The following is an 11,037-nucleotide window of genomic DNA, read 5'->3' as shown; positions in this document are numbered from 1 at the left end:
TGATTTTACCGACGATTGAAGCGATAGGAGAATTCTGCAAGATAGCGCTGTGCATACTTGGCGTGATTGAATGCATGGTAGGTTCCGCTGAAGGCAGTCTTGAGATTGCCAAGAAGCGTATTGACCCAGCGAAACTCGGCACGCTGCACAGCAGATTTGCCACTTCCCACAATATGGCGCTCATGCTGCGCGGCTGTATGCGTAACCGCCCCGAAACACCCCAAACCATCAGATACGACTCGTGCAGTAGATGACAGACATTCAGCCGACCACTGTTTGAGCGCTTCATATGTAAAACCCGCTACGGGAGTCAAGCGTATATAAAGTGGCTTCCCCTCGCTGTTTGTTTGTATTGCCGCTACAAATGGCGTCTTACTTGCCGCGCCCCGCCCGCGCTTTCCCGGCCTTTCACCTCCCAGATAAGCATCGTCAACCTCCACGCGTCCATCCAGACGGCGTTGCTCTTCGCGCAGCAGCATGGTCTGTAACAGCTTATGCTTGATCGACCATGCCGTTTTGTAACTTACCCCCAGCTGACGTTTGAGTTCCAATGCACTGACCGCATTCTTGCTTTGCGTCATCAAGTAAATGGCCAGAAACCAGGTTCTTAGCGGTAATTTAGTATTTTCAAACACGGTGCCGACAATTGAAGAACATTGGTAGCCACAATCCAGGCATTCCCATAGCTTGCGGCCGTTATGGGTACAGGAATATCGCTCCCCATCGCAGCGCAGGCATCTCCAGCCATGTGGCCACCTCGCAGCAAACAATGCTGCTTCACATTGTGCTTCCGTGCCATATTGATGCAGAAATTCATGCAGTGACAGGCCTGCCTGAAACTGAATTTTATTCATCGCCATTGCCATCCTCCTCTGATTTTGCTACGTTTCTTCGCAATTTGTAGATTTTACAAGATTTCTGAGAGAAGTAACTAATCAGGAAAGACTTTGAACAAGTTCTTAGCGCAGACTCATCTTTTAGCGTTTGAGAAGAGGGTTTGCTGGAATTGCCACTATCTTTTTTGGTGCTGCGCTCAAGAAAAATAGCCAGGATCAGTTCGACAATCATAAACAGGCTATTCATGATTGCCTGACTCTCAGAAGATAATTTTCCTTCCGAGCCAAGACGATCAAAGTCTGCTTTCAAACGACTGACTTCATCTCTAACCGAAGTTTTATCCAGACTCGCCACGTTGATGTTAATGGGTTATTATCGATAACTCCATCATAACACGGCTTTTTTTGGCGATCGATAAGCCAGCAGGTGAGGATAAAATGAACTCACCCGGACAAAACGGCAAAATCGTACTGTCATCAGCCTGGCGATGGGTCTAAGCTGCTTATCGCAGAGATTTGGCTGTGAGGTACAAAATTGAATTTTTCTCGTACAAAAACCTGTCAAGTGTTTTTTTAAATATTTTTTGGGGGGCGAGTAGTTACCTAAATTGTTTAGTCCCACGGTGTGCTGGTGTAACATATAATCAGGGAAAGTTATCAGAAAACAAGCCTATGAGTCCGTGACATTCCGTTTCGAAGTATGATCTCACCGAAATGGATTGTGCTCGCATCAATTGTGCACACGATGATCTATCCGTATGGGCAAGCATGGCTCAGTATGTCAAGCAGGCGGTACGCGAAACCGGTCTGTCTTGCCATATTCTGATGGATCCCGCTGGTCCCGAGCTTCGGAGGGCCAAATAGCACTGGACCCCGGTGTAATCAAATACCACCCGCTCGAGTTTGGCGCTATCCTGAGAAAAAGCTGCTTCTTTTCAAGCGCAGGCAGATGCTTGCGTCCCGGTTGAGGATGAGGACTGAAGATGATTGGTTATGGCAATTGATGCCCTATGCAGATGCTGGATAATATCCTGCTGCGGATGCAGCAACACCAGGAAAAGAAACGCTCGCTACTAAGACGGTTGCATTGGTAGCTGCGGCACTTTTCTTTGACTGGGTACCTCTAAGAATTCAAACCTCGAAGCAAGGCAGGGTGTGATCATTCAATATGATGATTTATTCTAGATTTTTAGAGTTACCCTGATGATTGCTTGATCATATAGGGAATTCTCAAGATGATTTATTTTGTTCTGATACTGTTGTTAGTCGCGATGATTATCGGGCCGTCCTATTGGGTGAAGCACACCATGGCCAAATATAGTGAGCCAAATGACCGTTATTCTCAGAATGGCGCGCAACTGGCACGTCTATTACTGGATGAGGCAAATTTGTCTCAAGTGAGCGTCGAAATTACCGAGCAAGGCGATCACTATGATCCGGTTGAGAAAGCGGTACGGTTAACGCCAGATAATTTCAATGGTCGGTCTTTAACGGCGATTACCGTTGCGGCGCATGAGGTGGGACATGCCATTCAGGACCGAGACACTTATTTGCCGCTGGCGCTCCGGACAAAACTGGTGCGGTTGGCGATGCCAGCTGAAAAAATGGGAGCGGGCATTCTAATGCTGGCGCCGGTGATAATGGCCGTTTTCCGGATGCCTTCAGCCGGTCTACTTTTTCTGATTGGTGGTCTGTTGACACTTGGAACGGCAACAGCGGTTCATTTGCTAACGCTCCCCATGGAGTTGAACGCAAGTTTTGCCCGAGCGCTGCCTTTGCTGGAGCGCAAGCAGGTTCTGCTGAAAGGAGACGAGCCGCATGCCCGCAGAATACTCAAAGCGGCTGCCTGGACCTATATTGCCGCTTCGCTCTCTACCCTCCTCAACGTTGCCCGTTGGTTTGCTATTTTGCGCAGGAGATGACCAGTTTGAGAAAGGGGGCGGTTGGTTATATCTTTGTCAGTTGAGTATTTTTATTCCCTGATAGCGTGCTCCAACGCATCGGCTGCTTCTATCAGTCGGGCATAGCGTGCAAGCCATGGTAAGGGAATGGATTCCGAGTCGTTAGCCGCTGCAGTTGCCATGATTGCGCCAAGAGCAACCGCGCGACCGCAACTGTCGCCACCTGCACGAATATTTTCCTGTATGGCTGACTGATAGTCAGTTGCGTAGCGCGCAATATGAAATACTACTGGTAGGCCCTCCTGAACGTGACAGGCGCGGCCAAATTTTTCTCCTATTTCGGTAGCAGGCAGTTTATTGATTGCAAGACATTCTTCCAGCCTGGTTGCCAACGCATCTTCGGCACATGCGATGCCGTTGCGTAATGCCGCTTGCAGGGGTTCTCCCGCCAGCAGTGAATACAAGGTGCTCGCAAGAGCTTTGGCGGCGTTGACTGCCCGTTCGTTGTTGCTGGTAATGCGTGCGGCAGTATCTACCGCTGCCAATAATTCTTCCTTGGACCCACGATGGGCGGCGACAAGCGCAGGTATTGTTGCCAGTGCCGGATGTTGATCATCATCCGCACCTGATCGCGCTGGATAGTCATTATCCTTTGCGGCCAATAAGACAGCCAGCGTTTGGCGTGTCGGTGTGTCAACATAGCCGATATATTTCCCACCTGGTCCGAAGAAGCCACAATAGGCTTTTTGATACGCCCGGCAATCAAACTGGCCATGATCTGCCAGATGCTTCAGCATCAACAAACAAGCCTCACCGTAAGCCGAAGCCTCACCCGATCGCTTGTTGCTATGTGCATAATATCCCTTGCCACCAGCATAATAATCCTCCTCGGGTTGGAGAAAAACCAATCCTTTTCTCTGCTCTATTTCAGCAATCCGGTTAACATCATAGAGCCAGTGTAATCCGAGCGAGGCAGCATCAGCTACCAGCGCACCCATTACCATGGCCTTTTTATCACTAAAATATATACTCATGACAAATCCATTAATATTACAAAATAATAAATTCCGTTAGCGTTATTTTAGCCGCAGCAGAATACCATCCAGTTGATCGAGACTGGCATATTGAATGACAAGACTACCCGCCCCTTTTTTACCAGCTTTGATGGCTACTGTAGCACCCAGTCGAGCAGAAAGATCTTCTTGCAGACGCAACAAATCTCGATCTAGGTAATTTGTTTTATTGGCCGGCGGATGATTCAGCTGCTGGATAAATCTTTCGGTTTCACGAACAGATAGTTGTTTTTTTACAATAAGTTGCGCAACTTCAACCTGCTTTTTCTTGTCTAGAGCGAGTAACGCACGACCGTGGCCCATGTCAATCTTGCCCTGCATGATCAACTCCTGCACAGCTTCAGCCAGATTCAGCAGCCGCAATAAATTGGTGATAGCGCTACGCGAGCTTCCCAGTGCCTCACCAGCAGATTGGTGCGTCATACCAAATTCGTCTATCAATCGCTGGATACCTAAAGCAGCCTCCATCGGATTGAGGTCTTCCCGCTGGATATTTTCGATCAACGAGAGTGCCAGTGCTGCCTCATCTTTGACGTTACGTACCAGCGCGGGTATCTGGCTCAATCCGGCAAGCTGTGCTGCGCGCCAGCGTCTTTCTCCTGCGATGATTTCATATGTGCCGGATACCAGAGGACGTACCAGTATCGGTTGCATGATACCTCGCGATTTGATTGATTCGGACAGCTCCATCAGTGCTGCCTGATTCATGTTGGTTCGCGGTTGGTATTTGCCAGGTTGCAGTAGACTGATTTCCAGACTTAAGAGAGACTCGGTCTCAGCATTTCCACTTGAAAACAGGGCGTCAAGCCCTCTTCCTAAGCCTTTTGGCTTTGCTATGATCGTTTTATTCATGGTCATGGATGCGCTATTGATGAGGTTAACGGGATGCGGCGAGAAGCTCATCGGCCAGTGCGAAGTAAGCACGCGCCCCTTTGGATTGCCGATCATGATAGAGGACGGGTTTACCAAAACCTGGTGCCTCAGCGAGCCGGATGTTGCGTGGAATGATGGTTTGATAAACCTTGCCTGCAAAATGCTGCTGCAACTGGTCGGAAACCTGCTGTGCCAGCAGGTTACGTGGATCAAACATGGTGCGGAGTAGGCCTTCTATTTTCAGCGCCGGGTTGAAACTTGTTCTTATCCTTTTGATTGTGTTTACAAGATCACTGAGCCCTTCGAGGGCATAATATTCGCATTGCATTGGAATCATGACAGCATGAGCTGCACATAATCCATTGATAGTCAGTAAATTGAGTGCAGGTGGACAGTCAATTAATATGAAATCGTAGCTCGCTTGCACGGGATGCAATGCATCCTTTAAGCGGGTTTCTCGTTTATCGAGGCCGACCATCTCTATTTCGGCGCCAGCAAGTTCCTGATTAGCGGGGAGCAGATCGTACTTACCCGGCGTGGTCGCCAGAAAAACATCGGTTACCAGGTTCTCACCAAGTAATACCTGATAAATGGTTTTATCCAGAAAACGTTTGTCGACACCACTACCCATCGTGGTGTTGCCCTGAGGGTCGAGATCCACCAATAAGACGCGCATGCCGGCATTCACCAGGCTGGCAGCGAGATTGATACTGGTGGTCGTTTTGCCTACCCCGCCTTTTTGATTGGTAATGGCCAGAATTTTAGTCATGGAAGGTTAGTTCGGCGGTAATGATGGAGACAACTAATGCCTGAAAAACCAATTTTTCTCATCATACACCCTGCCCACATTTCATCACGATCAAATGCCGCTTGGCTTTGAGCCTGGGTACGGTAATCGCGATGATCTGTTCCACCGCGAATTCCGGGGGTAATTGCATTAATTCGAGATCAGGAAAGTTTCCTTTCATCGCAACCAGACGACAACTTTCAGGGTTTTTCTCACAAAGTAAACTGCTCGACTGTGCAAAACGACTTAAGCTTGAAAAAGCACGTGAAATAACGGTATTTATTTCTTCCTGAAGGTTTACTTTCTCAACCCGCTGATGCAGCACCCGTACATTGGGCATATTCAATTCCAGCACGGTCTGTTTTAAAAAGGCTGCTTTTTTGCTGTTACTTTCTACCAGTGTGATTTGCCATTCAGGGCGTGCGAGGGCGATTGGAATGCCGGGAAAGCCGCCCCCGCTGCCGACATCCACAACGTTAGGGCCGCTAATATGCGGCAGAACAGACAGGCTGTCCAGCAGGTGCCGCGTGATCATGGCTTCAGGTGTCTTAACAGCTGTCAAATTATGAGTGGCGTTCCATTTGACCAGCAGCGCGATATATTGCAGTAATTGCCTTTTCAGTAAAGACTGGTCTGCTGGCAATTCCTGCATTTCTGCGAGGCCATCAATCAAAAGTGCTTCCAGATCCATCTCTTATTTCCTTTTGGGTGGTGATTGATGACAAACCTCGTTTCAAATGTACCAGCAGTAGCGAGATTGCAGCCGGTGTTACGCCGGAAATACGCGCTGCCTGTCCAATGGTTTCCGGTTGGTGTTGGTTGAGTTTTTGCTGAACTTCGTTGGAAAGTCCGCGCACTGCGCAATAATCAAGGTCGGTGGGCAGGCGTGTTTCAGTAAAATGGCGATTACGGGCAACTTCTTCCCGTTGACGATTAATGTAGCCTTCATACTTGATATCGATTTCCACTTGCTGCGCTATGCTGCCATTCGCCACAAATGGACCTGCTTCCGGCAAGGAAGCCAGTGCGGCATAAGTCATTTCTGGACGGCGTAATAATTCGTATAGATTGCAGGATTGAGCAACAAATTTTTCGATATTGACAGACTGATACAACTGCTGCAAGCGCTCTGGCTGAACGGATTGCCCACGTAACCTGGCTTTTTCAGTATTGATGGCGTTATATTTGTCGGAATACGCCTGCCAGCGGTATTCATTTACCAACCCCAGCCGATGCCCGATTTCAGTCAAACGCCTGTCGGCATTGTCTTCACGCAACTGCAAGCGAAATTCCGCACGGCTGGTAAACATGCGATAAGGTTCGGTGACACCATTTGTGACCAAATCGTCGACGAGCACGCCAAGATAGGCTTCATCGCGCTGTGGATACCATGGTTCACGCTCCTGAACCAGCAGACTGGCGTTCAATCCTGCTAGTAATCCCTGTGCGGCAGCTTCTTCATAACCAGTTGTGCCATTGATCTGGCCAGCAAAAAATAATCCATTAATTACTTTACTTTCCAAGGATCGCTTGAGTGCACGTGGATCAAAATAATCGTATTCGATGGCATAACCCGGACGGGTGATATGCGCATTTTCTAGCCCCTTGATCGACCTGACTAGCGACAACTGTAAATCAAATGGCAGGCTGGTCGAGATTCCATTTGGATATATTTCCTGAGAATCCAGTCCTTCCGGCTCCAGAAAAATGGTGTGTGAGTCCCTTTCAGCAAAACGGACCACCTTGTCCTCGATAGAGGGGCAGTAACGAGGACCGACGCCTTCGATCTTACCCGTGAACAAAGGGGAACGATCCAGCCCTTCTCGAATGATTTCATGTGTGCGCGTATTTGTACGCGCCATCCAGCAGGGCACCTGACGTGGATGGCGCCTTTCATCGCCAATAAAAGAAAATACTGGCACGGGCGTATCGCCCGGCTGTTCATCCAGCAAAGTAAAATCGATACTGCGCGCATCAATTCTGGGTGGTGTGCCGGTTTTCAGACGACCCACCGGCAGTGGCATTTCACGGAGACGATGCGCCAGACTAATAGATGCCGGATCTCCGGCCCGCCCTGCCTGAAAACTCTGACCACCAACATGGGCTAATCCAGCCAGAAATGTGCCCACGGTCAAGACAACTGCTTTTGCTTCAAAGGTAATCCCAAGATGGGTTTTTACGCCAATTACTCGCTCACCACGCATCAGCAGATCTTCAACGGTTGATTGGAGGATAAACAGGTTTTTTTGTGCCTCCAGTTGGCGTCGTATCGCCTGGCGGTACAGCGTTCGGTCGGCCTGCGCACGTGTCGCACGTACTGCCGGCCCCTTGCTTGAATTCAGAATACGGAACTGAATGCCAGCTTCATCGATGGCCAAGGCCATTGCTCCGCCAAGCGCATCGATTTCCTTGACCAGATGCCCTTTGCCAATACCACCAATCGATGGATTGCACGACATTTGTCCTAGTGTATCGATGTTCTGGGTCAACAACAGAGTTGCCTGTCCCATACGGGAAGCTGCCAGCGCAGCTTCGGTACCTGCATGCCCTCCCCCGATGATGATAATATCGTAAGAGCCTATCTTACCCATAGTATTGGGGTGTCAACCTTATTTTTCTTTGAAGATGGTTTGTCATATTAGTTATTGTCCAACAATTAAATTGTGTAATCCGCAAAAATATCGTATCAGGAAGTTTACCTTTTTTATTCGTGCTGATCATAGCACTAATATTTTGGGCATGGCTTTTGCTGTATGCACTTTGAAGTTTTTAAGCAAATGTTTCACGTGAAACATAGCTGTGCGGAATAGTCTTACTTCGCGGCAATATATAATAGTGACCACTTGATCTTTACTTGCATGGCAGATAACTGATATTGCTATAATCAAGTTGGCAGGTTCTGTCAGGTGGTAATGGGTGATATCGCTACCTGATGAATGTCAAATGCGAAATACGACTTCAAGTGTAACAAGTTTGAATGCCGTATGCGTAACTATCACCTGCGGCTACGGCAAAAATAAAGCTTATGGAAGGCTTCTAAATAAATGGAGAAATAAATTGAAAATATTTTTAACGACGATCGTTGTATTGGCATTAATTGGATTGGTTGGATGCTCAAAAACGGACGGTTATACACCACCAGCAAATGCAACCGGTGAAGAGATTTTTAATATGAATTGTACTGGATGTCACAAGCCGCTATCCGACGGTATCATGGCGCTCAGTGAAAGCAGCACCTCCAAGAGCGCAATTATTAATAAAGTACAAAATGGCAGTATGCGAATGACTGCGTTCCCCAACATACAAGGCGAACCGGCTGATCGCCTCGCTGACTACGTATTGAAAAACAGCCGCTCCAAATAAGTAAGGGCACCTCTAAACACCCCGGGTTCTAAGCAAAATCAGATGCTCAAAAATTATTTCTTTCTCTTCCTGTATATTAATGCATGCGAGATCAGTATTTTTTTGTGCTTCCAATCTTGCTTAGAACTCTGAGTTTTTGTGCGGAATTGAATGTTCGGTATTTGTTAATCCCAGAAATTCAGTCGTGCCGCGCAGCGGAATACTTGTTTTCCAATGAAGCTGCTGCTGGATCTTGTCAGCCAGCGCCTTTGCATTTTCAGGCTCGCCGTGAACAATATAGGTTCTTTTCGGGGCAGAATTGAAACCTTTTAACCAGTTGATTAAATCCGCCTGGTCGGCATGTGCTGATAACCCTCCAATCGTATGAATAGATGCGCGTACCGGTATTTCCTCACCAAAAATACGTACTTTCTTTGCACCATCCACTAACCTTCGGCCCAACGTTCCTGCCGCCTGGAAGCCAATAATCAAGATGCTGCATTCTGGCCGTGGGAGATTGTATTTAAGGTGATATTTGATTCGGCCGGCATCACACATGCCGCTGGCGGAAAGTATGATTGCACCACGCTGTATTTGATTAAGCTGTATCGATTCCTCTACTGAATGTACAAAGTGAATTTTCAGGTTCTCGTTTTGCTGACGGAACCAGTTGATGGTTTCGATAGTTTCCTGATCAAGCAGTGCCTGGTGCTTCAAAGTAATTTCAGTTGCTGCCAATGCCATCGGAGAATCAATAAAAAGATTCATTTTGCCCAACCGCCCCTGCCGTTGAAGATCTGCCAACAAAAACAGCAGATCCTGAGTACGTCCAACCGTGAAAGCGGGAACGATAACATTGCCACTATTTTGCGAAATGGCGTCGTTGATGACTTTTGCCAGCTCATCTCGGGTGGCTTCCATGCTTCGGTGCAGCCGATTTCCATAGGTGGATTCTATCAATAGATAATCCGCTTGTTTGATTCGAGCCGGATCGCGCACAATAGGATGTCCAGGCTGCCCCAGATCACCTGAAAAAACAATTTTGCGATGCTGTGAGCCAGACTTTACCCAGACCTCGATAATTGCGGACCCCAAAATATGCCCTGCTTCGCGAAATTGACAACGTATGGAAGAGTGCGGCTGGAAAATTTTGTCGTAATGAACGCTACGTATTTGTCGCAGCAAGGCTTCCGCCTGCGCTACGGTATAAAGTGGAGCACTCTCATAGCTCAGCTGATGTTTTTTTCGTAGCAAACGTTTATTTCGCCATTCAGCTTCTTTTTCCTGAATGTAGGCGCTATCTTTTAGCATCACATCCAGTAGATCGGCTGTTGCTGCTGTCGCATAAACTGCTCCTCGGAAGCCAAGCGCGCTTAAGCGCGGTAACAGACCAGAATGGTCGATATGCGCATGTGTCAGCAATACAAAATCGATTTTTTCCGGATTAAAATTGATTGCCGTCCGATTCTTATAATCTGCTTCGCGGCCTCCCTGGAACATTCCGCAATCCACCAGAAAACGGATTTCTTTTGTTTCGATCAAATAACATGACCCCGTTACTTCACCCGCTCCGCCTAGAAATGTGATGTGCATGTAGCTATCCTTGTGATTATGATTAAATTAGGCTATGTCTGCATTAATAGTTGAAACTGATTTTCTCGTCCGAGAGCGGCCTGGAGTCCAATGATTGGCGAGTTGTGCCCACCCCAACGTTCCAGCCATCTACGCCAGCCCAGGTAATTTTCCAGGTATTTGGTTGCGACCCCATGAAATCTTTTCATCCACTGTTTAAGTCTGCTGTCGTAGGCATTAACATTCTGGATATGGTAAACACCAGCAATGACTCGAATTCCAGCAGAGAGATTGACGGGGCGATGGGTAATTCCGAGGCTATGAGCCACAGACCGGTAGACGGCAGCGCCATCACTACAGAAAATGGCATCTTTTGCCAGGATAGCCCGCAAAGGAGGCTCAATTGTCTTTTTATCAAGCGCATTCAACATGAAATCTGCTGTTGCACCAGAGCGGTCGCGTACTACCAGCACCGGCACCTGATCTTTGCCTGTTCCACGTGCATGGATTTGCTTGCCGCGTTTACGCGGTGGACGATTCAGGTGACGTTGACCTTTGCAGGAAGAGGGAAAAAAGGTCTCATCCGCCTCAATGATTCCTTGCAAGTGGTTGGCTTTAGTAGCCGCCGGCAAAGTCAGGAACCGATGGCGCCA

10 protein-coding genes and 1 pseudogene are annotated in these 11,037 nt (G+C 48.0%); 2 read left to right on the top strand and 9 right to left on the bottom strand.

Annotation, left to right across the window (positions count from 1 at the left end; all coding sequences use genetic code 11):
- Positions 1-8 precede the first annotated feature (8 nt).
- A pseudogene (locus NSMM_RS12695) lies at positions 9-860 on the bottom strand (IS1595 family transposase); the annotation flags it as partial.
- A complete protein-coding gene (locus NSMM_RS12690) occupies positions 847-1,191 on the bottom strand; it encodes a hypothetical protein (RefSeq protein ID WP_090287985.1) in 345 nt (114 codons plus the stop codon). The pseudogene NSMM_RS12695 and the gene NSMM_RS12690, both read right to left, overlap by 14 nt.
- Positions 1,192-2,071: 880 nt before the next feature.
- Here NSMM_RS12690 and NSMM_RS12685 point away from each other — a divergent pair.
- Entirely contained in the window at positions 2,072-2,758 is a 687-nt protein-coding gene (locus NSMM_RS12685) for a zinc metallopeptidase (RefSeq protein ID WP_090287984.1), read from the top strand.
- A 50-nt stretch (positions 2,759-2,808) separates the two neighbouring features.
- On the opposite strand, the gene NSMM_RS12680 is transcribed toward NSMM_RS12685, so the two are convergent.
- The 5 genes from NSMM_RS12680 to mnmG form a co-directional block, all read right to left on the bottom strand.
- Entirely contained in the window at positions 2,809-3,771 is a 963-nt protein-coding gene (locus tag NSMM_RS12680) for an ADP-ribosylglycohydrolase family protein (RefSeq protein WP_090287982.1), read from the bottom strand.
- Between the two features lie 42 nt (positions 3,772-3,813).
- Positions 3,814-4,662: a ParB/RepB/Spo0J family partition protein gene (locus tag NSMM_RS12675; protein ID WP_090287991.1), complete on the bottom strand. Its 849-nt coding sequence runs from the start codon at positions 4,660-4,662 to the stop codon at positions 3,814-3,816.
- A 25-nt stretch (positions 4,663-4,687) separates the two neighbouring features.
- The gene (locus tag NSMM_RS12670) at positions 4,688-5,452 is read right to left on the bottom strand and encodes a ParA family protein (RefSeq protein ID WP_090287981.1); all 765 of its coding nucleotides are present in this window, start codon (positions 5,450-5,452) and stop codon (positions 4,688-4,690) included.
- A gap of 61 nt (positions 5,453-5,513) precedes the next feature.
- The gene (rsmG, locus tag NSMM_RS12665) at positions 5,514-6,161 is read right to left on the bottom strand and encodes a 16S rRNA (guanine(527)-N(7))-methyltransferase RsmG (RefSeq protein ID WP_090287989.1); all 648 of its coding nucleotides are present in this window, start codon (positions 6,159-6,161) and stop codon (positions 5,514-5,516) included.
- Positions 6,136-8,061, bottom strand: coding sequence for a tRNA uridine-5-carboxymethylaminomethyl(34) synthesis enzyme MnmG (mnmG, locus tag NSMM_RS12660; protein WP_090287979.1), 1,926 nt, complete (start codon positions 8,059-8,061; stop codon positions 6,136-6,138). Before mnmG ends, rsmG begins: the two co-directional genes overlap by 26 nt.
- Positions 8,062-8,413: 352 nt before the next feature.
- On the opposite strand from mnmG, the gene NSMM_RS12655 reads away from it, so the two are divergent.
- Positions 8,414-8,833: a c-type cytochrome gene (locus NSMM_RS12655; protein ID WP_090287977.1), complete on the top strand. Its 420-nt coding sequence runs from the start codon at positions 8,414-8,416 to the stop codon at positions 8,831-8,833.
- Between the two features lie 120 nt (positions 8,834-8,953).
- Here the strand turns inward: NSMM_RS12655 and NSMM_RS12650 are convergent, their stop codons facing one another.
- Both NSMM_RS12650 and NSMM_RS12645 read right to left on the bottom strand, forming a co-directional pair.
- The gene (locus NSMM_RS12650; RefSeq protein ID WP_090287975.1) at positions 8,954-10,405 is read right to left on the bottom strand and encodes an MBL fold metallo-hydrolase RNA specificity domain-containing protein; all 1,452 of its coding nucleotides are present in this window, start codon (positions 10,403-10,405) and stop codon (positions 8,954-8,956) included.
- A gap of 32 nt (positions 10,406-10,437) precedes the next feature.
- On the bottom strand, positions 10,438-11,037 hold a 600-nt coding region (locus NSMM_RS12645), incomplete at its 5' end, for an IS1595 family transposase (protein WP_143001945.1).

The organism is Nitrosomonas mobilis (assembly GCF_900103035.1).
Classification (GTDB): domain Bacteria; phylum Pseudomonadota; class Gammaproteobacteria; order Burkholderiales; family Nitrosomonadaceae; genus Nitrosomonas; species Nitrosomonas mobilis.
This window is presented reverse-complemented; position numbering and strand designations above follow the sequence as displayed.

Bases quoted from the DNA above. Each gene is read 5' to 3' on its own strand.
- NSMM_RS12675 (WP_090287991.1), bottom strand. From the start codon at position 4,662: ATGAATAAAACGATCATAGCAAAGCCAAAAGGCTTAGGAAGAGGGCTT.
- NSMM_RS12685 (WP_090287984.1), top strand. From the start codon at position 2,072: ATGATTTATTTTGTTCTGATACTGTTGTTAGTCGCGATGATTATCGGG.
- NSMM_RS12655 (WP_090287977.1), top strand. From the start codon at position 8,414: ATGCGAAATACGACTTCAAGTGTAACAAGTTTGAATGCCGTATGCGTA.
- NSMM_RS12650 (WP_090287975.1), bottom strand. From the start codon at position 10,405: ATGCACATCACATTTCTAGGCGGAGCGGGTGAAGTAACGGGGTCATGT.
- NSMM_RS12670 (WP_090287981.1), bottom strand. From the start codon at position 5,452: ATGACTAAAATTCTGGCCATTACCAATCAAAAAGGCGGGGTAGGCAAA.
- NSMM_RS12680 (WP_090287982.1), bottom strand. From the start codon at position 3,771: ATGAGTATATATTTTAGTGATAAAAAGGCCATGGTAATGGGTGCGCTG.
- mnmG (WP_090287979.1), bottom strand. From the start codon at position 8,061: ATGGGTAAGATAGGCTCTTACGATATTATCATCATCGGGGGAGGGCAT.
- rsmG (WP_090287989.1), bottom strand. From the start codon at position 6,161: ATGGATCTGGAAGCACTTTTGATTGATGGCCTCGCAGAAATGCAGGAA.